The 24,033-nt window shown below is 31.9% G+C and carries 21 protein-coding genes and 1 pseudogene; 9 read left to right on the top strand and 13 right to left on the bottom strand.

What is annotated here, in order from left to right; translation table 11 throughout:
- On the top strand, nt 1-1,248 hold the full coding sequence (gene cmr1 / locus ACAM25_RS13205; RefSeq protein WP_369610162.1) for a type III-B CRISPR module RAMP protein Cmr1: 1,248 nt from the start codon (nt 1-3) through the stop codon (nt 1,246-1,248).
- Here cmr1 (ACAM25_RS13205) and ACAM25_RS13210 read toward each other — a convergent pair.
- From ACAM25_RS13210 to cmr1 (ACAM25_RS13240), 7 genes are all read right to left on the bottom strand, one after another.
- Nucleotides 1,229-2,164 (bottom strand): type III-B CRISPR module-associated Cmr3 family protein, encoded by a 936-nt coding sequence (locus ACAM25_RS13210; RefSeq protein WP_369610163.1) that lies wholly within the window; start codon nt 2,162-2,164, stop codon nt 1,229-1,231. The genes cmr1 (ACAM25_RS13205) and ACAM25_RS13210 overlap by 20 nt on opposite strands.
- A 2-nt stretch (nt 2,165-2,166) precedes the next feature.
- On the bottom strand, nt 2,167-5,214 hold the full coding sequence (gene cas10, locus ACAM25_RS13215) for a type III-B CRISPR-associated protein Cas10/Cmr2 (RefSeq protein WP_369610164.1): 3,048 nt from the start codon (nt 5,212-5,214) through the stop codon (nt 2,167-2,169).
- Complete coding sequence (gene cmr6 / locus ACAM25_RS13220) at nt 5,207-5,992, bottom strand: type III-B CRISPR module RAMP protein Cmr6 (protein WP_369610165.1); 786 nt, start codon at nt 5,990-5,992, stop codon at nt 5,207-5,209. Before cmr6 ends, cas10 begins: the two co-directional genes overlap by 8 nt.
- 1 nt (nt 5,993) lies before the next feature.
- Nucleotides 5,994-6,500: a type III-B CRISPR module-associated protein Cmr5 gene (gene cmr5 / locus ACAM25_RS13225; RefSeq protein WP_369610166.1), complete on the bottom strand. Its 507-nt coding sequence runs from the start codon at nt 6,498-6,500 to the stop codon at nt 5,994-5,996.
- Nucleotides 6,476-7,333, bottom strand: a complete 858-nt coding sequence (cmr4, locus tag ACAM25_RS13230) for a type III-B CRISPR module RAMP protein Cmr4 (protein ID WP_369610167.1) — start codon at nt 7,331-7,333, stop codon at nt 6,476-6,478. Before cmr4 ends, cmr5 begins: the two co-directional genes overlap by 25 nt.
- 11 nt (nt 7,334-7,344) lie before the next feature.
- Entirely contained in the window at nt 7,345-7,983 is a 639-nt protein-coding gene (locus tag ACAM25_RS13235; RefSeq protein ID WP_369610168.1) for a type III-B CRISPR system CMR subunit Cmr7, read from the bottom strand.
- Nucleotides 7,984-8,277: 294 nt separating this feature from the next.
- Nucleotides 8,278-9,798, bottom strand: a complete 1,521-nt coding sequence (gene cmr1, locus ACAM25_RS13240; protein ID WP_369610169.1) for a type III-B CRISPR module RAMP protein Cmr1 — start codon at nt 9,796-9,798, stop codon at nt 8,278-8,280.
- 747 nt (nt 9,799-10,545) lie between these two features.
- Here cmr1 (ACAM25_RS13240) and ACAM25_RS13245 point away from each other — a divergent pair.
- Nucleotides 10,546-10,830 (top strand): annotated as a pseudogene (locus ACAM25_RS13245) (CRISPR-associated transcriptional regulator Csa3); the annotation flags it as partial.
- Between the two features lie 97 nt (nt 10,831-10,927).
- Entirely contained in the window at nt 10,928-11,803 is an 876-nt protein-coding gene (gene cas6, locus ACAM25_RS13250) for a CRISPR system precrRNA processing endoribonuclease RAMP protein Cas6 (protein WP_369610170.1), read from the top strand.
- A gap of 325 nt (nt 11,804-12,128) precedes the next feature.
- Here cas6 and ACAM25_RS13255 read toward each other — a convergent pair whose 3' ends face one another.
- The 5 genes from ACAM25_RS13255 to ACAM25_RS13275 all read right to left on the bottom strand — a co-directional run bounded on the left by ACAM25_RS13255 (nt 12,129) and on the right by ACAM25_RS13275 (nt 18,390).
- Nucleotides 12,129-14,021, bottom strand: coding sequence for a DEAD/DEAH box helicase (locus tag ACAM25_RS13255; RefSeq protein ID WP_369610171.1), 1,893 nt, complete (start codon nt 14,019-14,021; stop codon nt 12,129-12,131).
- Nucleotides 14,022-14,070: 49 nt separating this feature from the next.
- Complete coding sequence (locus ACAM25_RS13260; protein WP_369610172.1) at nt 14,071-14,844, bottom strand: type I-D CRISPR-associated protein Csc1; 774 nt, start codon at nt 14,842-14,844, stop codon at nt 14,071-14,073.
- Nucleotides 14,845-14,857: 13 nt separating this feature from the next.
- A complete protein-coding gene (cas7d, locus tag ACAM25_RS13265; protein WP_369610173.1) occupies nt 14,858-15,889 on the bottom strand; it encodes a type I-D CRISPR-associated protein Cas7/Csc2 in 1,032 nt (343 codons plus the stop codon).
- Nucleotides 15,882-17,948, bottom strand: a complete 2,067-nt coding sequence (locus ACAM25_RS13270; RefSeq protein WP_369610174.1) for a CRISPR-associated protein — start codon at nt 17,946-17,948, stop codon at nt 15,882-15,884. The genes cas7d and ACAM25_RS13270 overlap by 8 nt, the downstream gene beginning before the upstream one ends.
- 142 nt (nt 17,949-18,090) lie before the next feature.
- Nucleotides 18,091-18,390: a hypothetical protein gene (locus tag ACAM25_RS13275; RefSeq protein WP_369610175.1), complete on the bottom strand. Its 300-nt coding sequence runs from the start codon at nt 18,388-18,390 to the stop codon at nt 18,091-18,093.
- Nucleotides 18,391-18,933: 543 nt separating this feature from the next.
- Here ACAM25_RS13275 and ACAM25_RS13280 point away from each other — a divergent pair.
- Complete coding sequence (locus tag ACAM25_RS13280; RefSeq protein ID WP_369610176.1) at nt 18,934-19,491, top strand: hypothetical protein; 558 nt, start codon at nt 18,934-18,936, stop codon at nt 19,489-19,491.
- Complete coding sequence (locus tag ACAM25_RS13285; RefSeq protein WP_369610177.1) at nt 19,485-19,790, top strand: hypothetical protein; 306 nt, start codon at nt 19,485-19,487, stop codon at nt 19,788-19,790. Before ACAM25_RS13280 ends, ACAM25_RS13285 begins: the two co-directional genes overlap by 7 nt.
- A gap of 42 nt (nt 19,791-19,832) precedes the next feature.
- Here ACAM25_RS13285 and ACAM25_RS13290 read toward each other — a convergent pair whose 3' ends face one another.
- Nucleotides 19,833-19,970 carry a hypothetical protein gene (locus ACAM25_RS13290; protein ID WP_369610178.1) on the bottom strand — a complete coding sequence of 46 codons (138 nt, stop codon included), beginning with the start codon at nt 19,968-19,970 and terminating at the stop codon, nt 19,833-19,835.
- Nucleotides 19,971-20,171: 201 nt separating this feature from the next.
- Here ACAM25_RS13290 and ACAM25_RS13295 point away from each other — a divergent pair, with 201 nt between their 5' ends.
- The 4 genes from ACAM25_RS13295 (at nt 20,172) to cas3 (ending at nt 24,032) form a co-directional block, all read left to right on the top strand.
- Nucleotides 20,172-20,564: a hypothetical protein gene (locus tag ACAM25_RS13295; RefSeq protein WP_369610179.1), complete on the top strand. Its 393-nt coding sequence runs from the start codon at nt 20,172-20,174 to the stop codon at nt 20,562-20,564.
- Nucleotides 20,565-20,576: 12 nt separating this feature from the next.
- The gene (gene cas7a, locus ACAM25_RS13300) at nt 20,577-21,617 is read left to right on the top strand and encodes a type I-A CRISPR-associated protein Cas7/Csa2 (RefSeq protein ID WP_369610180.1); all 1,041 of its coding nucleotides are present in this window, start codon (nt 20,577-20,579) and stop codon (nt 21,615-21,617) included.
- Nucleotides 21,592-22,317 (top strand): type I-A CRISPR-associated protein Cas5a, encoded by a 726-nt coding sequence (cas5a, locus tag ACAM25_RS13305; RefSeq protein WP_369610181.1) that lies wholly within the window; start codon nt 21,592-21,594, stop codon nt 22,315-22,317. Before cas7a ends, cas5a begins: the two co-directional genes overlap by 26 nt.
- A gap of 110 nt (nt 22,318-22,427) precedes the next feature.
- The gene (gene cas3 / locus ACAM25_RS13310) at nt 22,428-24,032 is read left to right on the top strand and encodes a CRISPR-associated helicase Cas3' (RefSeq protein WP_369611695.1); all 1,605 of its coding nucleotides are present in this window, start codon (nt 22,428-22,430) and stop codon (nt 24,030-24,032) included.
- The last annotated feature ends 1 nt before the right edge of the window (nt 24,033 follow it).

Genomic DNA, 24,033 nt, shown 5'->3' on the forward strand with positions numbered 1-24,033 from the left:
ATGGATAAAGTTGCAGAATTTCAATTAGAGGTTTACTCTCCTCACATGGGTGGTTTTAGTGGTAGTCCTTATAATGTAGATTTAGGAATAATTGAAAAGCCAAGACCAACAGAAATAAAAGCATTATGGAGATGGTGGTACAGAGTTTTACTAAGTGATTGTAAAAAAGATTACATAAAACTTGATGAGGAAGTTGGGAAAAGTTTAGGCAGTAATGACACTGCCTCATTATACATAGTGAGGACTAGTGATTTCGCAGAAAATATAGGGGAACTGTGTAATTCTGAATGCATTGATAATCTTGTTAATGCAATAATCAATACCGCAAACTCCTATCAGGGAGTAAAGAAGAAAAGGCTTAGCGACTTGTTAGAAATAAATGATTTCACTAAACTTGTTTTAGGCAATGTTAGTGAAAATTATAAGACAAAAATAAAAACTTTGATAGATAAAATCACCAAGGCTAAAAAGACTAGGATGTTTTTAGCATTGTTTCCAAAGAGAAATGAGGGGGAAAGTGATAGGATATATGAGGATCAAGGCAAATTAGATAATAAAGAAAAACTAAAGAACTATTTGAAAAGGCTTGTAAACGATTTAATCTTTTTTGACGAAAAGCTTACTTTTCGCCTTGAAATATATACTAGGAAGCATGTTGATAGTGAGCAAATAAAAAGAGACTTGTACCCATTACTTTTAGGTCTTGTCTTTGATAATCTTGGTGCTGGCAGTACAAGAGGTTTTGGGAGTGTACGAATAAAGGAAATAATATCTGATTATGTGGACAATGAAGTAAAAGAGAAGATAAAGTGTATCTTTTCTCCCAATTGTAATTCTCGTGAAGAAAATATTAAGAATTTGGTAGAAAGTAGGACAAACTATGGTTTCCCTTGTTACGATACTACCGATAAATGTTCAGTTCCCTCAATCTGCAAATTTGGTTTTAAACTTGTTCAGTGTAATGGAAATTGTTTAGGAAAGATTTGGAAAGCAGTTGTTGTAAATAATTGGGATAATTACGAGAAATGTAAAGATTTAAATCTGTGCAATAAAGTATTAGGATTACCAAGAGGTAGAAACAAAAAAAGGAGAAAATCGCTCATATCATTCAAGATAATCGATGATAGTAATGTTTTAATTCATTGGTTTTACACTAAGGATGCTTATGAGTGTTACAAAGTCAAATTCTGTATTGACACTCTAGTGAATGACTGTATCCCTTCAATTCTCACAAGCACAAGCATGTAACAGCGTTATATCCAATTACACTGTATCTTCCGTTTACTTCACATCTGTCCAGCAATTCCTTTTCTATCACACTTCCCTCAAGAATTGCCGTAACTAACTCTTTTCTTCTCTTAAAACGGATATCAAAGCCCATAGTTATCTTATCAATCTTCCCTATAACCATATGATCCTTTGATTCTTCCACACAATCCTCATTTATTACTAAAGGAGTTAGGACTGAATAATAACTTGCTTCTTTGTTTACACAATCAATGAGGTTTACATTTTCCCCCTCTTCAGCTACTGATATTTTCAAACTATCGTCTTTAAGAATACTAACCACTCTACCTTCTCCACCAAGTTGGGCTACTAACTTTTCCTCATCTATCCAATTCTTTATAATAACCCCAATCTTATACTTTGGAAAAACATATCTAGCTAAGTAAATGTAATGCTCTTTAGTCACTTTTTTCTCTCTATCCAAAGCAATTCCAAGCCTCTCTGATATACTTATATATTTTATAATGTTATTCGCCTTTATTGCTGAGAAAAGCTTTGCTTCCCATTTATCGTGTTCTCCTTTCTTTATTACGTCGATTAAATCGCATATCTCCTTCTTAGATTTAAATAGGGCAATATCTTCATCATACCTTAGTGGGTAAAGGAGTTGATATTTGTTTTCCTCTTTAATAACTGGTATTAATCCGTAAATCTTGTCTATCTTTCCTTGAAAGAGATCTATCAGAATATCTAACCAATTATTTCTCTGATTTGACTCATCATAGAAAAATGTCCCTAACATCCCTGCAACAGTAGATGGTCTTGGAATAAGTAAGGAAATAGCATAATTCCTTGTTCCAATGACAGTTGGGGAAAACTCACCTTTACCCCTTAACATTAAAGCCTCTACTGGATCAATGAGTAAAACAAAAACCAAATTTACCACCTCTTTAATATAATTAAGGCCTTTATTAACTCATCAATAACATAACTTGTTCTTCCATCGTCCCATACAACATTTGAAATGAGATAATTAAGATTTACTGTATCGAGAGGATTCTTAGCGTTTGAATGTCTTGAGAAGAGATAAGATAAATACTTTCTTATACTCTCTTCGTTACCATGGGAATATAAAGAATGAAGCAACTCTCTTCTCTCAATATAATCGTATAAGAACCTAGTGCTTAGCTCTCCCTCGTCAAGTAGTTTCTTCAATTTCTCAAGAACATCTATAATCTCACCAACTTCTTCAATTGGTCTTTGGAAAGAGTTAGGAATAACAGCTAAATCACCGTTAAAGTAAAAGAATGTTAGGTCCTTCAACCTTTTCTCGTTATTATAATTTATGTAAACTCTCTCTTTCAATTTTTCTACTAAATCATAAGAGAGTTGAATGACATATTGTAAAGGATCATCATAGCGAGAGAAGACAACTGAGTAAGTTCTACCAACAACAGCCATAGCTGGATAGTAAGCTTCTTTAATTTTGTAAAATCCGTTTCCAGCAACATGTATTCCACTATCATTCTCTGAATCAATGTCTTTCTTACGTCCAGCAAATGCTAACCTACTGTCTTTAAGAAAATCTATCACTTTATCAGCTGGAAACATCGCTAAAAGATCATCACCACCAGCATAAATTACAAAACCACCGAGCTCATTCACTAACTTTATTTCATAAAGCAAAGCCCTATTTAATGCGGATGAGATAGATATATGAAAAGCTGGAGTAAGTATAATTCTTTGTTTTTCTAATGATTCTTTGAAATACTTGATAGCTTCTATTGAGTCTTTAATCTTAAATGATCTGGATTTACCTATTAGGTTTCTTTTTGAGCGGAAGCGTAAGTTTCTAGCTAAATATTCTAAATCGCATTTTCCTACTTTTTCCACTAAAAATATTGCAGCTTCTACTAATCTCTCATTGTCAGCAGAAACTTGACTCACATAATAATCCTTTAAAAAGTCTATGACTTCTTTATTATCCATATTTCCTCCATAATAATCAGAGTCAATAATCCCGGCTAAGTAAGGTGTGAGTTTTCCCTCTAGAAGATCTCCTAAATAATCACTATCTGCCCTAACAAGTGCATAATAAGGTGATTTTGGAGTAAGCCCTAGCCTGGCAAATTCCTCTCTTCTCTCCTCACTGAACCATAACTCTTCTGGGTCTTGATCAAGATAGGCACAACCTTTATATTCATTGAATTTCCTCCACATTGATATTCTTTTTACTCTTTCAGATTCATCTAGATTCTTATCTTTAACGCAGTGTTTCTCATATAAATCAACTGATGCAATATGACTAGTTGAAGGAATAAAGACTGATATGTTGTGCTCTTTAATGAATTCGACAACTTCTTCTGGATCTTCATCAAGTAACAGTGTTCTTAGTACTCTTGGTTCAACACCTATTGCTCTTTTCACCAAACATACGGGACATAATCTTTCGCCTGGTGAAATAATTTTTTCTAAGTTTTCCAATTTATTTTTATTTTCAGTTAATCCCCATTCATGCATGAAGTTGCTTTTCTCTTGATCAGAACGCGGTACACTAATAACAGCTGGTAAAACACCACAAGATGTGCATGTTTCGTAATTAGAAGAATTTAACCTTAATTGTGACTCTGGAGTCACTTTGACTAGTTTAGATTTTTTAAATTCGTTTACCAGCTCACGATACATTTCGTCATAATAATTCCACCACTTTATCACATTTTTGCTATTAGTCTTTTTTTCTACAATCTTAACTCTTAATCTTAGGGGAGGAGTTGTAAGCATATCCTTGTGATTTTTGATGACATTACAGACTATATTCCAAAAAGGTTCATCTAATTTACATTCAGCCAATTTTTCTATCGTATCGACTAACTTTTTCCATCCTTCATTGAATCGAGCGTTAACTTCATTTTCAAACTTTTTCCTCTTCCTTATTCTTATAATTCTCTCATTCTCTATCTCGAAACTAGGCAAAACTAATGTAGCTCTACCAGGTACTATGGGATAAGGAGGAATACCTAATTTATCTTCAAGAAAGAGATCATCGTTGTTAAACACGTACTTTGTTATTAAATCCTTCACCCTGTTTATTACATTTTTCATTCCCTCATCTGTTGAATATGTCTTTCTAAGCTTTTCATAGACATAAAAAGCATAAAATTGGTTAAATCTTAGTGAAGGGAATATTACTGTATCGGGACCATAAGTATTAATAAAGTGAAGTAGAATATACCAAATTAAGGCAGAGACTAAATAACTAGATACCCATAAGTCCCTAACTTTTCTACCCTTTCCTATAAAATCTGCTACTCCAACAATGTCTAATCCCATCATAAACAATCTTCGTTTACTTCTTGGTTTACTTTTAGGTAACCAATTAATCATGGAAGCAGACGAGTATAGATGATCAAATATTTGATGAGTAGGCACTCTAGTATCAGATGGTCCAGTTGAATAATTAAGATCAATCCATAATAATTCATAAATTAAATATAAGACTTGATAAAATAGCATAAGGTTTTCGTAATCTTTGTTTATAATATACTTAAATAATAATGATAAAAAAGGCTGCTTTAGTTCATAAATAAAAGTGCATGCCTCATCCATTATATCTTTTTTCTTATCTCCTTTCTTTAGTTCTACGATAAATTTAGGATATATGATATTACGTAGCTTAACTTCCTTAACTGTATAGCTGGACTCATGAGCGATTGCTCCAAACATGTATCTATCAATGGACGATGATAGCCAATCAGCGTATTTAACTCCATAGGAACCAAAATTAATAGATAGATCAGAAAGAAATCTATTAAAAATAAATTCAGCTACTTCTTCATGGCTTATATAATCGCCTTTTACTCTGGAGTTATAGTTCAAGTCTTTTAAACTGAAGTTATAGCTTAAGATTTCAGCCTTATTTGGTGGATCATGGAATAAAGCTAAGATTTTACGAAGGACAAATTCATGTGGATCGTTATTATTAGGCATTATACACCATCTCCTTTAATTTAAAATATGAATATCCAACAGAAGTCTTAGCTCCTAAACCAGAGGCAATTATTAAGGGAATTCTCCTACAAACCATTGACCCCAAGTCATCTTCTCTATGATACATTAAAAACTTAAAAGTCACATTAGGTGGTACTGTTAAAAAGAATATTGGCCTAGGTTTAACCTCTAATTCATTTTTTGCTCCTTGATAATGTGGAGTCATTACATCTGGAATTAGTGTATAACTACCTACTGGATCAATTGGATAAGCATCAGTAAAACCTACCTTACTTATCCCTTTCTCTTCCCCACCAAATATCATTTCCTCTAATTCTGGATCATTAATCCCAGCTCTAACGACTCCCTTAATTTCTGACCCGGGAATAAAAGGTAAGTTCAAAACCCAGTCAAAGTAAATTCCAACCTCAGTTAACTCATAAAGGAACGAAGATGAAACCCCTGCTATAGTTCTACTTTTCGTGGTAATTTCTATTTCAGCAACCTTATAACCACTCTTCTTTAACGCTCCTTTAATCTCTCTAAACATATTTTCAATTTCCTTCCTCTTTTGCTCTGAAAGAGTAGAAAGTTTAGCTATACGAGTAAGAGTCAATTTCCTAATCTCATTTGCTGAAAGATCACTTCTTAGACAACCAGAGCTAATACAATTATAAGTAATACTGGAAAGTGTTGCAAATGAGTATAAGTTCATGACTACATTTTCATCTTTTTTCAAATTACCCAAAACGTAATCAACAACTTGAATAACGTCCAATTCAGTCACCACCAAATAATCCACTAGCTAACATCTTTATGCTTAATAAGTATTTTTTCATCATGAAAAATATTTTTTCCTCATTTTGTGCAATTATATCTAATAACTGCATGTTCCTACAACCATTAGCAGGATGTGGTCTGAAGAAAAGCAAAACGCTCTTTTCATCAACTAAGTTATTCTTAACAAGGAAATAGATAATGCCAAGTAAATAAATCATATATGAAGCTTTTTCCTTACCTATACTATTACTATTAACTTTAGAATTAATCTCACTTAGAATATCACGGAAATCAAGAGTATTTGAGAAGATCTCATTCTCTTCATCATAACTAAAGTCACTCTTTGAAATTATATACAGAAATACTGTTAAAAACCCAGATGAGAAAATCTCTTCTAATAAATTTCTAGCCCTACTCCTAAACCTCTCTTTTACATCGTTATCCTTAATACACTCATTTACTATTTCCACATATTCAATAGCTAACATATTTGGGTCGAGAGCCATATTAATTTCACCACCCCTTTCCCTATTGTTTCTTTTCCACCAACAATTAAATAATCAGCCTTAGTAAGGTATTTATTTGAAAAATCACAAGCTACCTTATCATTTTTCAAAAGTATTGCTGAAAAGAGTACAGTATTTATTGGAACATACTCCTCAGACCATAGACCTCCAGTAACTACAGTTTTAGTCTCTCTGTTAATCTTTATTCTTCTAACCCTCAATAAAGATCGCGAGATAACATTCATTGCAGTCAAATCATCTAACACAATTAATGGAGTAATTTGATTATCAGATAAGATTTGATAGAAAAAAGAATTTGGCTGTTCCGCTCTAAGATTATCAACCTCAATCTCATTAAGGAGAAGATGTGTTGGACAATTATTACCATAACAAGTATTTTCATTCACATCAAAATTGAGATCCACATCACTACAAATACTTCCAATTAAATCAAGGTAGCTCTTTATCTTTTTCATTGTGGAATAAGAGGTAACATAATACCAGATATTAGGAGAAGGGGTAGAGTCGAGAGATATTCCTCTTGCTGGAATTCCTAATAGAAGGGCATCTAAAATTGAAATCTTTGATGCTTCATCTCCACTTTCGTCATCACCAAATACTTTGTAGATCAAAAGTTTGTCATCCTCAAATTCTTTTAAAAAATAAGATTTCATAGCACCTTTCAGACTTGAGGCATAAATTGTGGGGAAACCTATTTCATCTTTTTGAAAGGGAAGATCTACCTCACTTTCTATATTGCCACCTGAACCTACATGAAGATTAGTTACAGCCTTAATAAAAAATGGATAAACTCTATTATATATCTTGTTCATTCAGATCACGTTTACGTTTGTTGATCTTGTAAAACAGTATACTTGAAGTTATCTTTGATTGCTTCTGCTATTACATCGTTACTGACATCATTAGTAATTCCGTAATAATTCTTAATAAAATTCACTAAAGCATTATCACGATTAATATTCGCTTTCTCCACCTTAGAGTAAGGTTTTAATTTAGTGTTAAACCTAGCGAAGATGTTCAAATTATTATCATTTATATTTATATTGTGTAAATCTAGATTAAGCAAGTATAATTTCTTTTTGATAGTATCTACATTATTAAGGTTAAGTGTCACTCGCGTTAAGGAGTTATGGTAAGTAGTAGGTTTCGCATATATTATAATTCCTTTCACAAAGTCACATGGGTCTGCAGTAAATACCAAGGTATTATCATTTATTGCATATCCCACCAAAACAAGTATATTTTTTATAACTACCTTTTTTCTACCTCCTTCATTATCTGAATAAATTTTTGTAATAGCTTTATCTGATAATTTTTCATTCTCGTTTTCATTCTCTAATTTTATTTCAAGTTTATAATTGTTATCTTCAATTTTAAGTTCAAGAGTAGTAGCATTAAAAGTATAATTAAAATTTGCTATTGGTATGAATATGTGCGTGTTTTGTGGATTGTTTTCTGCCATAGATTAATACTATCTTTATAAGGTTATAAAGATTTCTCTTATTATATAATCGCTCTAGCTGTCTTCTTTTAATGAATATTCAACTATTTCCAATCATCAAATTTTGATTTAACAGTTTTCATAAGTTAAGTAACTGAATAATCGTTTTTGCATAAAGCTAAAAAGTTCGAGTTTATTCCTATTGTCTATAATTTGAAAATAAAGATAAATAATTTTTAAGAAACTATAGATCATTGTGGGATTTCAGCGTATATGTTGCCAAACTATCTTATAATGTGAAAAACTTTTATCCAATTATCCACTAACTTTGTAAAATTCTTCTAATGCATTATTTACTCCATTTTTAATATATTCGGCCTCGTTCATTGACATTCTTTCTTCACAAATGTGGTGACAGTATGAAACTTGTCCAGGCTCCAACATAGCTAGATTTTTAACTAGTCTTTTATCATATTCGCCAAGCCATTGAAGATCTAACGGAAAGTCTAATGAGTAAAACCAATGGATAAGAACTATATTGCCAATGAGTTTAAATCCTATGTAAGATCTTCTACGATAATTCGGTAAATAACCTAGATTTCTTTGGGATCTAGGTAAACCTAAAACTTCAGTATGAAGATTTCCTCCCCAACATCTAATTTTTTCCTTATTGTCATAACAATTCGTGTCTGAGTACCGTATAAGTTTCTTCCATTCAGATTTTAAAACAGCTTTCCAAATCTTTTCAAGGCAATTTATACCTCTTCCTCTGCATTGAATAGCTTCATAACCAAAGCTTTGAAAAGAAGGGACTTTAGTTGGTTCAACAGTTTGCATATCTGGTAATGCAAAGTATTGTGAATATTTTTTGGAAATACACGATAGCAAGACGTTTATTCCCTTTTCTAAGTTTGCTTTTGAAGTAGCTGTAAATATGGTCTCAACAATATCTATTAACTCTTGGCTAATACAATTACTTTCAATCTCCTCAATTACTATGCTTCCAAATCCCCTTGACGAGTTAGCCCCTATTCCGTCAAATACCATGCCAACTATTAAAGGAATTAAGTCCTTTTCTTCGCACTTGTTTCTAGCGTAAACCTTTAGCTTAATCCTTATATTGTTATTATTCTCGTCAATATAAAATAACTGAGAAAGTAACCTTTTTACGTATCTCCTAAAGGCTTCTCTATTCTCTTCATTAAGAAGAGGGAAACAAAGTTTGCCATTATTAATTGTAATTATCTCGTCTGCTTCGTCCTCTCTGGTAAGGAGAATTAGACGCAATCTCGTATTTTCTGCTAATTTAATTTTACGGGAAAGATTTTCAACACTCTCCCAAAGAGGTTTAACATCTTCTCTCCTCATAAATTCATTTATCCGGTTTATAATTCTCCTATGTGAGATGATCCTACGATAGTCACCCTCTAGGAATGAAATCAGATTTATACTCCCACGTCTTGATCTAATTCTGAGTCTTTTAGCAGGTTGGTAAAGTTCTTCAGAAAACTTAACAAAGAAATTGACAACGTTGTTAACTTCTTGCATCAGAGAGTTCACGTTATTCGGTACTTCGAATTCCTCAACTCTTATAACGTAGTTAGATGCTTTTCCTTCATTGCCTAAAATTTCTCCAACTTCCTTATTTAGCTGAGTGTAATCTGCATTATTAGCAGAATCTTTTAACATTACTCTATACCACCATCTCCATAAATACTTAAACTCTGTAGGCCGAGGTGGTTCAGCAACTCCTAAGTCTAAGTTAATAGGGGTACCATCAAAACCACCATAAACTGGAAAGTAAATCCTCAGCGTAAATGTAGCAACTTCATCCATAGTTTAAGAATTGTCTATATAGTTAATAAATTTTTAACCTCATTTATAACAGAGGCTGAGAAAACATCTGTTATTATCATGGTTAGTATTTTAAAAATTCTTTTAAGTTTGAGGTTATAATGAAAGAGATTTGCTAATGTATATTATTTATGAAGGCAGAAGAGTAATCTAAGTCTGGTTAATAAAAAAGAGATTGATATAGCTTTAAAATATATTGAATTTTCGTAGTCTCTGTTTAACAAGATGATACTCGGCTATAGATTTTATAATTTTTCTAGAACATACGGAGATATAAAGGATGTTAATATGCTTTCAATTCCATAGTGGATTAGCAAACGTTAACACTCCATATCCATGGAGTAAAATTGGGTATATCTTTCAATTCCACAATGGATTAGCAAGTGAGGTGGTCTGAATGAGTACAACCTATAATTTCAACTTTAGCTTTCAATTCCACAATGGATTAACTGAAGGTTTTTATACCTCATATCTATTCTAATTTTCTCTTTTCTTGTATTTAAGTCTTGTTGTTTACTATTTCCTTTCCTTTTCTTTTTTAAACAAAATAGTTCTTTTTTCGGGAAAAGTCGGGAAATTTACGCTTTCTCTATAGAGGTAATTAATTTAGGTTAACACCCTACCTCCCCACCTAACAAGGAGAAAGGGAAACAATGACAAATCCAGGAAGAAGATTAAGATTGTACTTCTTTAATTAGACGAAAAAATAAATAATACCGATATATAGCTATGAAATCTTATTTCGTTACTCTGGGTTTTAACGAAACTTACTTTTTACGTTTACTTAATCAAACTTCTGCACAAAAAGAAGATAAGCTAATTATTGTTGTTCCTTCGCCAATTGCTGGAGGAACTAGAGATGCATTAGATAACTTAAGGGTGGAAGCTTTAAAGTTACATTATCCAGAGCCTACTATTTATGAAATTACTTTGTCTGATTTTTTCAACTTTCTCCCAGATCATTTACCAGAACCAATAATCACTGATTTGTCAATAGGGATGAGGATGACTAATTCTCCTTTTTAATAGATCTGAAGCTAAACTTTCTTTAGTAATTTAGAGCAATTAGTTTGAACAATGCTTATTATCCCTATTACGATATTATTATGTAATGCTTTTAGTTAAAGCTACGTTCAAGATAATACCAACTCATGATACAATCTCTCCAGTTCCTTCATCAAAGATAATGAAGTATCTTATTCTTTCTAACTTTATTTTTCCATCATTAGCCTCTTTAGTTAACTCACGTGATAAAAATAAGCCATTGTTTATTTCTTTTTTAGAGCTTAGTTCTAGAAAGATATTCAATAGTAACGATGATAAATCTTTAATTTTAAAATCTAAAACTCCTCTTTTAACTTCTGTTTCATTTAAGTTCTACGAGAAATTTCATGAAGAGATAAAGGAAGGGGAATATAAGACTCCATATGGAGACTTTTGGGTCTTTTTAGATAAGGTAGAGATGATTGATATAAGTAAAATTACTGAAATAGTTGAAAGGAACATTAATAAAAACATAAGGGTAACTATGTTGACTCCAACTTTACTCTCATCAAAAGTTTTGTTACCTCCTTCCTTAAGGGAAAAATACAAAATTAACGTTGGCTATAGTGTTCTACCGTCTGTAGGATTATTAGCTTCCTATGCTTATAGAACATATTATTCTTTACTAGGTAAAAGTAATTCCATAGAGAATGAATCAAAGGCATTTAAGTTAGGAGTATTAACTAATGCTCTTTCAAGAGTTGTAGGATATAATTTAAAGCCAATAACTGTTTTGGTGGGAAAGGATAATAAAGATAGATTAAGAAAAACCAGAGGGTCTATAGGCTGGATTGAGTTTGATATATTAGATGAGAAGTTGAAGAAAGCAGTTGCAAAATACTTATATGTATCATCATATTTAGGTATAGGCAAAAGTAGAGGAGTAGGTTTTGGAGAGATAAAAGTAGAATTTGTAGAAAGAGATAAAGTAAAGAAAAACTAACAGTTACTACGTGTGAAATAGAGGGAAAAAAATCGAATTTTCTATTTCTCCGTGTTCTGTCTCACTATTCGTATTTACAATATTTCCTAGATTAGAGAGTATTAACCTTTTTTTATCATGTTTATAACAATACTCCTCCTATCTGTAACGAAATTAAGAAATACTTTTTGTGTTAGTGTCAATTCTTTAGTGACGAGATTACTAAATTAATGTGTTCTAAATTGGTAGTATAGCCTTTTTCCAATGAAAATACAATGGAATGATTTCAATTATACGACCTAAATTCAAGGTTTATTATCTTTGTAGATAAGAAGTAAAGATTTGTTTAAATGAATAGTAGTAAAGCATCAGCCTTATCACATGTAAATTTGTTATCTCCCTCACATGCTACTAAGGCTGAAGCATAAGTTGCTACAAGTCTAGCCATCTCCGTGTTAAATTTACTCCACCTCCCACTGTTTAATGGAATTACAAAGGCATCACTAAGCTCTTTCATTTCACTCATTTCTATTTTCACATTTTTATTTATTACAATTTTAGCCTCAGTGTGATGGAAAAATTCAGAAGCCCTAACTATTTTTCCAAGATATTTCTTTAACGTTCCAGAAGCAAGTATTACCTCTGGGTTTTGTTTTAATGGAGTATCTTTAAAGCAGTGCTTCTCATAATCATACTCAAAGTTCCTTATCATTGTGAAGAAATCATCTTTTCCACCATTACACCATTTTCCTTCTATTCCCCCTGGTCTAAAGGCAAAGAGTTTGAAGTAATCTTCAGCTTGAATAAGTTGAGGCAAATTAACATTCATTTTTCCTAATGTCACATTTTCACTGTTTGCAATCTTCTTTAACGTTTCGTAAGATTTAATCATTACTTCTTCTCTAACATTAGCAAACTCTATGCTATCAAGTCCATCATCAATTCTTTTCTTATAAAGGTTGTTTATCAAATTAAGATACTTCTCTAAGTCTAGTTCATTCTCTTTTAACAATTTTCCAATGTTTCCAGCCTTAAGATAAATGTGGATTTCAGCTATTCCATTTCCATGTCTTCCAAATCTTCCAATCCTTTGTATTGCTGTTTCAGCATCATGTGCGTGAATAATTCCATAATCAAGGTCTGGTATATCTACACCAAAAGAGATTGCGTGATTTCCAACTAACACTTTTTCCTTTCTTATGTCTTCACTTTTCTTACACTTACCATAAGTTTTATCAAGTCCCCAAACTACTGAGGCCTCAATTTTCTCACATATTTCTGCTATGTAATAAACTCTATCAACAATTATTGATGTCTTTCTATCACTGTCTATCAAACTTTCAACGTTATTAACAATCTCCTCTTGTGGGTTTGTAGTTGTAAAGTGGAAAACAAGTTTTGTCTCTTTTCTAATTAAGTCTCCCTCATTGCTTGTAGTTGCAGTAATTGTCTTTTCACAAGGAAGATTTACTGGAGTGGCTGATGAGAAGACATACTTTGCCGGAAGATTATTTGCATTATAATCATCAATCATTTTAATTAAGAGTTTGAGGGAAGATCTGCTTAGCCCAGTGTATAAGTGATATTCGTCTATGAAAAAGTATCCGTTAAAGAACTTTGCAAATTGAGTAAATAAATCCCTTACCACATCTTTTGGAATCTCCGGTTTTACCCCTTTTATAACTGCTTCAATTACCGTGCTCATGCTGGGCATTTTTCCTAGATGAGAAATGTACATGTAAGGATATTCTGGTACTGTTAACATTATTAAATATTGTGTTGGATTGTAATTCGATAGAATTTCATATGCGTCATTTTTACTTTCGCTTGTAAGTATTACAACGTAAATATCACCTTCCTCTTCCCTAATTACTTGTCCATTAGATTTAGCTATAATTTTTCCGTTAAAAATCGTATAAGCGTTTTCTTTTTCTTCTTTAACGTTTAATCCCATCCTTTTCAAAGTTGAAATTATGGACTTTGCTTGATCCTTAACTAATTCTCTAGAAGGATAAATTCCAACAACTGGCCTTCTTAACTCCATTGCGTGTAAAAATAAAGCAAAGATTGAGAAAGTTTTTCCAGAGCCAGTTGGAGCTTGTAAGCATATCTTGTTGTTTTTTTCCAATGCTAAGTACAATTCTTCTTGGAATTTTCTTAACCTTATCCCGTTAATTTCCATATCTCCAAGAGGTAAATAAATTGGATTAATGTGATATTCTTGAGTTATGGTTGTCACGACTACTTACCTTGTTGTGTACATGCAAGTTTAACCATAGCTAATCCAGTTATTCAATAAAGTTTTCATTTGGTATTGGCAATTCAAGGTTTACAGTTTCTCCAGCAACTTTTCCTTTAACATTGTAACATTCCTTCAGTGTAGCCCAACCAATTATACCCTCCTCCATAGAGGAAGTTTCAAGTATTTTAGAGAAGTTTTCCACAGTGTAACCAAATTGCTGTGCATCTTTAACATTTACTGGTATTGAAGTTACGCATTCTTCTTTTTTCTCCCATCCAGTAACCTTTACTGGCTCAGCTTTAACTTTCATAATTCCCCATCTTTTCTTTCCAATTCTTATCCACTCTGGAATTTCAAAACCTTTTTCACTAACCATATAAGTAATAAATTCGCTTTCTGGCATAAATGCAGTATAACTTGTAATTCTAGGGAATACATTCTTTGTTGGCATTCTCGTTAAGAGACCATAGCTCCAGGATTCGGCTGATAGTAAGAAAGATGATGTTACAATCTTAGTTGGGAATGCTGGGTAAATGTAAAATCCTTTTCCTTGCTTTGCTTTTTCTAATACCTCACTTACAGAAGTATATTTTAACGGTAACTTACCTTTTCTATCAAGGTAATCAGCTTGATGAAGTGAGGGAAAAATAAAGTAAGCTTCAGCAGATTTTCCAAGAATTCCATAAATTAAGGGGTAATTGTGAATGTAAGGTAAAGGGGTAATGTAAGATCCCATAGCTGTACCTCCAGCTACCATAGGCCTAACTTCTGATGAAAAAATTAAAACACCTTCAATGGTTAACTTTACCTTGTATATCATTTCTCTCACTCATTTAATGTATGAATTCCTCTATTGATTTCTTGAAGTTTAATCCTTCTTTCCAAGCATTTTCAACTACGTTGTGCTTTACTTCCCCATTTTGATCAAATAATGCATCCCTAATTTTGTCAGCAAAGTTACTATTAGTTACTAATACTCCTTTCTTTATCTTATCAAGGTAAGAATTAATTTCGCTTATTACTTCATCAACGTTTTCTTTTCCTTTCACTTTTGTGAACATATCATAACTTGAGGATATTTCAAACGTTGTAAACATTATTGCTGGTATGTGTATTTTAATATTCCCTAAATGCGTAACCTTTCCACCGATTTTTGTAACAGCAATTAATGATGCTAGTTTTAGTAGAAAATCATTCACACCAACATCTTTCATAACAACTTTTCCTACAAATATTGTTCCTTCCTTTACTAAGGATAGTCTAAATAATGCTCCAGTTCTACCACCCTCTTCTCCTTCAATTAATGTAGTTTTAGTTATATCATCTACAGCGTTGAAAGTTCTAACTACAACGCTTCTTGACTCAGGTAATGTAGCAATTAACAAGTCACCCTCAATTCTGCTTTTTACATTATATTTTCCTCCTTCCCTTACAGCATAGCCAAATGTCATACAATCTGGGCATTCTCCACACTGTCCACCCATTCTTTCTTCTTCTTTCTTAACAGCTGCCGTTGGTCTTAATGTACAAGACCATTCATCGTCTTTTCCTCTTACTTTGTTTATTTCAGCCTTATGATGATCATAGTCATGGCGTAATAACTCAAGTTCTTTCCTCCTCCACGCTGATTGTAACTTATCATAAAGTATAATTGGATATTTCTCTTTTCCTATTGTAGCTAATGTTACGTCTTCTCCACCTTCATGTCTAATTAGCAGTTCGTTCTCAGCTCTTACAACTAAATACACATTTATTACTCTTCCTCTTGGGACTACGTTTGTTTTATCTACTTTTGATAGATCTGAAAAAAATTCTTTTACCTTTTCATATTCTATTCCGAAAATTTGTTTTATATATTCACTCATTTTCCTCACCTAGAGAGTTGAATAATAGATATAACCAATTTACTAAGGCTGTGGAGATTGATATAGCTAAAGACCTATCACTTCTTTCTTCTATATCATAAAGTAAAGAAAAAACATCCCTTAAATTGGAAAACATTATCCCAGCGTGCTTATCATCTAAAGTATACTTATTTTGTAAGGAGTTTAATGCTGTATTTGCAGCTATTGCTACCCTATCATCTTTATCTAATACTACAGAAGATGTCTTAAAGAACATGTCTATGCCATCTCTGAAGAAACCTACAATATCGTGTTTACTTACATCTTTCTTATCTTTTATTATTTCATCTAATGTTTTTGCCATTGAATAAAGGGATTTGGAAAAGGTTTCACCCATTTTACTCACCTTACCAAACACTTTGTTTAAAAAATATGAATAGGGGAGAAGTGAATTAAAAAAACTTGATTCCTCATTTATTGCAATACCAAGTGCAATAACTGATAAAGATGGATCAACCATTGTGAACTCGTCCATTTCATTAACCATCGACATTAAGTAGTTCTCTCTCTTGTTAACATCTTTAACTGCCTTCTTCAAGGCAAAATACTTAGCTCTAAAAGCTAAAGCTAATAATAACACTTTCTCATTTTCAAGTCCTTTTAACCAAGTGTAATTATATTCGGATGAAATCTCAATATGCCTTGAGGAAAGTGGGAAATCGTAAATGTTAGATGTTATGAAGACTGGAGAGGCTAAGAAAGAAATTGATATTGAAGGAACTGATGGTAAAATGTCGTTGAGTACTTCCTTTGTAAGCCTAGTATATCTTCCTGAAATTCCTAAATTATTAGCAGAAATTACTATTTTAGAACCTAAATAATCTGGGAGAACTGTTCTATCTCTCTCATTTAAACCTCCTCCAGCCTCTTCATAAATCTTTTTGAACACTTCATCCTTAATTACATCAGCAAACACAATCTTATCTTGACTTACTCTATACGTTAAAATTTTTAAAAGGTCAACTGCAATACCGGGATAGAAGGAAACTATAAGGTAAGGAGAGACAAAAGTTTCTTTCATCATACTAGCCTCATAATTGCAAACTGGACAAATTGTCCACAGTTTAGAAACTTTATCTATTTCCTCAAGCCCAGTCTCTCTTGGTATCCATATCTCTGTCTTACCTTTTAACTGAGTACTGTACTGCTTAAAACTTGTTACCTCTCCGTAAATTGGCATTCCACAAACTATACAATAATTCTTTGGTTTATCCTTTATCTCTGGTAAATCGTTAACAACGTCACCGTTAAATGACTTCTTGACGAAGGCCATTAAAGTCAAATCTCCTTTTGACTCTCCAGAGTACTTCTTTTCCAAAGCCTTAATTATTCCCTCTAGTACTTTTTCGGTATCCATGTCCTTCAAGTAATGCGGGAACTTCTCTTTTATTCCTAATTCGTCCTTAATGTAATCCTTGTTATCTGGGTTTTTACTAAATTTCTCTAAAAAGTATGTTATTACAGCATGAGGTAAATCATCCTTATACCTTTCAACTATTGTTTTGGCTACTTTCAATTTTCCTTCATTATCAAGTAAGGATACTACGTCTTCAAAATAATTACAACTCTTTGTTGGAAGAAAGGCATTTAATTGTTTAGGCTTTCCTTCCTTGTAAAGTATATCAAATTTACTTAGATTTAACTCTCTCCAGTCCTTTTCCTTTGTCTTTATACACTTTTCAATAGTATTTACAAATGGTTCTACATCTTCACTCCCGCCAATTAGCCTCTTTGAAAGAATCTTGTAAATTTCGCTAAGCTTAATTTTGTCACTTTCCTTCCTTGTTAGGTAAACTATTCCGTCGTGGTAAGAAATTAATGGTCTACCATTTAATTGATTTATTATATCTTCAGAAGCTAAAAGGGTGAAAAGTCTTGGTGAGGATTGTAAGTAAGAAAGTTTTAGACCATAAGAGTTTAACCCTTTTATAGCCTCCTTATAGTTCATTTTCTCTGCAAAATACATTACGTCATTTACACCATGAATTGTACTTATCATTAGCATGTCAGCAATTTTCACTGAAATCCACAAAGGGTAATCTTCATTAGCAGTTAAAGGTCCTTCAGCAAAGTTTGCTATAACATCAATAAATTTATCTGAGTTTGGTAATCCAGTCTTCTTTGCAATTTCCTTTGCCTTATTTTTAGCCTCTTCCGGTATTTTATATTCTCCTTACTTCTTTTTGGCTATATAATTTCATCCAGTCGTGGAAAAACCCTCCAAAGTATGCAAGGCTTTTGTAATTTATCCCATATTTTTTCTCAAGTATTTGAATTCCCTTATTGTCAACCTTGCTAATTTCATCAAGTATTGTCAAGGAAAGTGTGCCTACTGAAACTGAGTGGAAGATGAAGGATTGAGGAGATTTTTCCTTAGCCTCTTTTATTGCCTCTGAAAATCTAAGCAATTCAAAGGATTTTTTGACTAGCTGAATTAGCTCATCGTAATAATTTTCAGCCATTAATTCTCTATTCATATACAAAATTATAAACTTTATTCAGTCATTTACAGTATTAACACATAAATTTAAGGTCGTAATTCTTTCTCATAATTTGTTTTCTTACTTAGCTATTTTTACGTAAACGTGAAAAAATGAAAAGGGAAAATTTTGGTGTAAAAGTTTTTGTAGATTTTCTATTTTTCTTACTCTTCTTTTACATAATTTAAGAGGAATTTTTATTTTATTCTTGAGGAGTTTTTCTGCGTATTATAATAATATAATGATGTATTACATGAAAATAAAGTAGGATTTCAGCTTTCTTTCTTTATTCTTTATGTTAACTTTTCCTAAAAAGAAATTCAAAAAATACAATCGAGACGGTTTAAGTTAACTAGAAAATAACAATTTTTAATTGAACCCCTTACACATTAAATAAATTTCACTTAATGTGTGAAAACAGATATTCTACTTGAAGACATGCATAGAGAAATTAATATGCTCTCTCAAGGTTTTAGTGTGAAAAAAGAGTAAACTTATAATATTCCTCTGCATTTTTCTTTTTTTGTGTACACACTTCACAAGGTAAAGATTAAGGTTTCTGATTTTGTTACTGCCGATTATACTGGGAAATTTGTTAAAGCCTTGTTAATTAACGCTAACCCATCATTTCAAGAAGTCTTTGAAAACCCCTCTTACCCTACTCCAAAACCAATTAGAATAACACCACTTTTAAGGGGTGATGACACTTTTCCAACAGAAGCAATATATCCAAAATCATTCAAAAAACCTGAAGGGAAAATAAACATTGATATTCGTGGAGAATATTATTTCCTTGTTGGAATAAGGAGTGATTTAAACCAACAATTTATGTTAGCACTTTCTAAGCTTTTCACTGGCTTAACTTTCAAGTATGGAGAATTTGAGGTTAATGTTTCAGCAACTGGTTATGAGCAATTTCCAGTTGACTTTCCCAAATACTATGACTATCTAGTTGTCAAGTTCATTTCTCCCTCAGTATTCAATGATCCTTTCTCAAGAATAGCTGGATTAAAACGGAAAAGGTCAAAAGGTTTACTCCAATTCCACCCTTCATTTTCTCAGTTAACGTTTATGAGTTGTTAAGAGAGAAGTATAGGAAGACTATTGTAAAGCTTGGTTATGCATTTTATGAGTCCCACGATAATTTAGTAAACGTAAAGAGGATTTGGTATTATTATAACGGCAAATGGTTACCCGGAGTAATAGGTTATGCAAAGTTTATTAGGAAGAAGAAAGTGAGGGAAGAAGCTTTAGAGGATTTTGTAAAGATCTTTACACACGCGCAGATTATGGGTGTTGGTACTGGAAGAGCTGCTGGATTTGGCTATGCGATAATAGAGGTGAAAAAAGAGGATTCGACAAGAAAGGAAAAAAGTAATTAAATTTACGTTACACGAAAGTTAATAGAATGAAGTGTTAAATTTTTAGTTCAGCTTTGCAATTTTATCATTTAAGTATGTAGCTAAGGTTAAGATATCAATAATCATTAAATAAAGTTCTAGCTTAATTAATCTTTTCTTTTTAACAAGTAGTTTTATATTATTAGTTATTGCTAAAGCCACAATAACATCACAAAATCTAAGTAAAAAACAAGAAATGACATGAACTTGATAAAAACATATAACTTAATCTTCACGAGTAATTGAAGTCTTATCTCTTGTAAAGTGTTATTACAGTAAGTTTCTCGAAAAGTGACAAGATTAATAGACAGATACTATTTATTGAAGGAAAAATTTATATTTGCAATTCAATACTTATTTTATGTGTCTAAAGAAGATGTATGCTTAAAATATGCACAAGTACTAGCGCTAGCTAGTACTATTGTAGTTCAGCTAGAGCAATCTTATGATATTATTGATGAAATGAGTAGAGCTACTGATATAAATAAAGTCTTGGATGGTTTCAATAAGCTATCTCGTTTAGTAACTAAAGTTTATAATGATATAGCTGATATAGCTAGTAATGAGAACTTACAAAAAGATGATAAAATAAATAAAGCATTACATAGATTATTAGAATGGAATTCTAACTTATCATCATTCTATGAAAATTGTAGTAAAAATAAGGATTTTTTAACTTATGTGAAAATTTTCACTTCTTTATCCATAGCTCCAGATTACATATCAGATTATATTAAGGAAATATTAAATAGGTGAGAGGTGGTTTTCATGTACATAAGGATATCTGGTAGGTTTACATCACAAATAAGTGTTTTAACTGGATCTGAAAACTTAGGAAATTACAATACAGTGGCTTCTGCAAGAGTTGTCGTTAATATAGGGGGTGGTTATAAGCAATATGAGGTTCCAGTTCTTACAGGTAATGCTTTAAAACACTGGCATGCAGTTTACTTAGCTCAAGCATATGTATCATTAAATGGAAAGCTATTAAATGAAATTTGTGAAAGAGGAATTGGATTAAGAGGGTATAAGGTTGATACTAAATTATCAGATAACCTAAAGAATAAAGAAGCAGAAAACGAAGCTGAAGCTATTTTGGACGTATGTAATGATATCCACGGTTTCCTATTGACAACTAAGCAAATTAAAAGAGATAGCTTAGTAAAAGTTTCTTTTGCATCTCCTGTGTTTAATCCAGATATTTTAGAATATACAAGTCGTTTTGCTATCACTCATAATAGAGTTGACCCTCTGACTAGAGGTTCTAACCAAACCCAAATGATGGTATTTAAGCAAGAAGAGTCTTCAGGACCAGAGTTTGGATTTAATATTTCGATGAATATGAATTATGTTATGAAACCAATGTATACTGATGATGTTGAAGCTATTAAAGAATATTTAAAGAAAGAAAAGATAGATGAAGAAGAAGAGAGAAAGAGGAGAATTAAAGCTTCAATAATGGCTGTTTCTTATCTATTAACTGGTGTTGGATCAAAACAAGCTAGAAGTTTAGGTATATTGAAACCTTTAGAACTGATTGCAGCTATATCTACAAAGCCTCTTCCTAACTTAATTCATGGTAGCTATGAAGACTATGTAACTTCATCTATCAGCTTACTAAACTTATATGCTAAGACTTACAATGAAACTGTTTATATTCTATGTTATAATTCGAATTGCCAAGAACAAAAAAGTAAAGAAGAAGGAAAACAAGGAACATCAGGGAAATTAGTTATAACTAATGAAACTTCCATAGATAAATTCTTCGAAGAGTTGATAAATTATGCCATCGGTAGCAATAATAAGTAAAATAAAATTTCCGTTTTTCTCCTTAAAACATATTGAATCTTATCAAGTGGCTGTCTCATATCCTGTCATTTTTCCCTCAACGTTAGTCGGAGCTTTTGGATACGCTTTATCTTTACTAGGAGAATGTAAAGGAGATGAATGTAGTAAAGCTTATTCTAACTATATTCTTAAAGCAAGGGAGTTTGTAAACGAGAGTAGAAGAACAATAATCTCATCAAAGTTTCCTGTCATTTTGAAAAGATTTAGAACTTTAGAGCGGGAAGGCAATAATTATAACTTACCAGAAAAAATTGATGAGATTAGTAAATCCACTGATGCAATGGTAAGAGAGTACGTATTTACTCCAGAAAGAGATTTTGTATTCACAGTAAAGAATGACAAGGAAATAGATGTTGTAAAGAAAGCGTTAAGGCTTATCGATAGACTCGGCGACTCCGAGTCTTTAGTTTCTGTTATCGATGTAAGAGAAGAAGAATTAACTGAATGTACCTATAATAATGTAAACGTTATGGTAAAAGGAGAATTTAATTTTACTGAAAATACGTTGTTATTAGGGCTTGATGAGAATGGAAATAAAAGTCTCTTTGCAATTCCTTATAAAATAGTTGATTACTCTTTAGTTTACTCTCCTATTCAAGTTAAGAAAGGTAATGTCTTGTGTGGAAAAAGTGTGAGAATTCCTAAAGGAGGTGACTGGTAATTTCCATTACTAGTATAAAAGATGTAATAAGAACGTTTGTCACTGCATGGGCAAATTATAAAAATAAAAATATTAATATTGATGACTGTAGATTAAACAACCAAGCTTCAATAGCAGAAAAAATTTTTAGTAACAATGAGCCGAAACTTTTTATCCTTAAGGCTCCTACTGGATATGGAAAAAGTGAAATATTCTTTTCTATCTATTTCTATCAATTTATAAAAAACGATTATTTTGCTGGCAGAATGTATGTTGCTGAGCCTGTTCATGCATTACTAAATAACATGCTAGAAAGAGCAAAAGTATATAGAGATTCTCTAAAACTAGATGTAACAGTCGGTGAAGATCACGGTGAGGTAATTCGTCCCACGTTTTTATATACGGCTAACATAACTTTAACCACGATTGATGCACTAGCTTATGGTTTTTTGGCTAAAAGAGTGATGACTTGGACTAGCCGTAACGTAACTACTGGAAGATATACAATACCAGCTGGTTTATTGATGAATTCATTTCTTGTTATTGACGAGGCTCATCTAATCCAAGACCAAGTATTTTTAGGACCTAGAATCTTGTCTAAAATCATTTGTAGTTTAATTGAATCCGGTGGGATTGTTTTATTATCTTCTGCTACAATACCAACATCTTATTTGAATTTCTTTAATTGTGAGAAAGAGGAAATAAAGGTACCTAAAATAGATAAAAAAGTGATCATAGAAGGAAATATTAATATTTCAGAATTACCTAATAAAATTCAAGGAGGGTCCATAGTATTTTTAAACACAATTGAAAGAGCAAGAGAAGTCTATAAAAATCTAAAGAAAAGCCTAAACCATAACTATAAAGTTCTATTATTACATTCATTACTTAGATTAGAGGAAAAAAATAAAATTATAGATGAGCTTGATGAAGCTCAAAAGAACAAACAACTTGATAAATATATATTAGTTTCAACTCAATCCGCAGAAGTTGGAATAGACTATAGTTTTAATCAAATTTATACTGAAATCTCTCCATTAGATTCCCTTATTCAACGTTTTGGTAGAGTGAGAGAAGATAAAATTACTGCTTATTTATTAGACACTCCATCAGCTTATCCTTACCCAGAAATCCTAATTACAAAGACTAAAGATATATTACAGAAGGCTGGAAGTGATCTTGATATTGGTGATGTGGACAACATTGTGTCACTTCTTGATAATGTTTATGAGAATGAAGTTATAAATAATTTAGCACGTCAAGGAGACAGTCACTACATTTCTGCAGTTGAATATTTAAACAATTTACATCTTTTCTCTTATCCGCCAGATAACGATGTATATTTAAGACCTTCATTCTATGTAACTCTTTACGTTATAACTGATAAAAATGAGTTTGAGAAAATATTAAATGCAATCAAAGCTAAAGACTATCAGAAATTAAGTGATTTATTAGCAAACAAGTCGTTAAAAGTATCGATCTCACTCATTAATGATTATAATAGTAAAAGGTTAGATGAATTAATTAATCGGATTAAGGAATCTTGTCAAAAAACTGAAAGTAATATAACAGATGATATTTTAAAATGTGATAATGCTATAATAAAAAGAGGAGGTGAAATGATATTGTTTACTGCTAATGAACTTTATGATTCAGAATTAGGGTTACTTCCAGAACTAAAAGAAGAAAATAAAACTAAAAAAGGAGAAAAAAGAAGAAAGAAAAAACAGGGATAAA

The organism is Sulfurisphaera javensis (assembly GCF_041154675.1).
In the GTDB taxonomy this organism is placed as follows: Archaea; Thermoproteota; Thermoprotei_A; order Sulfolobales; family Sulfolobaceae; genus Sulfurisphaera; species Sulfurisphaera javensis.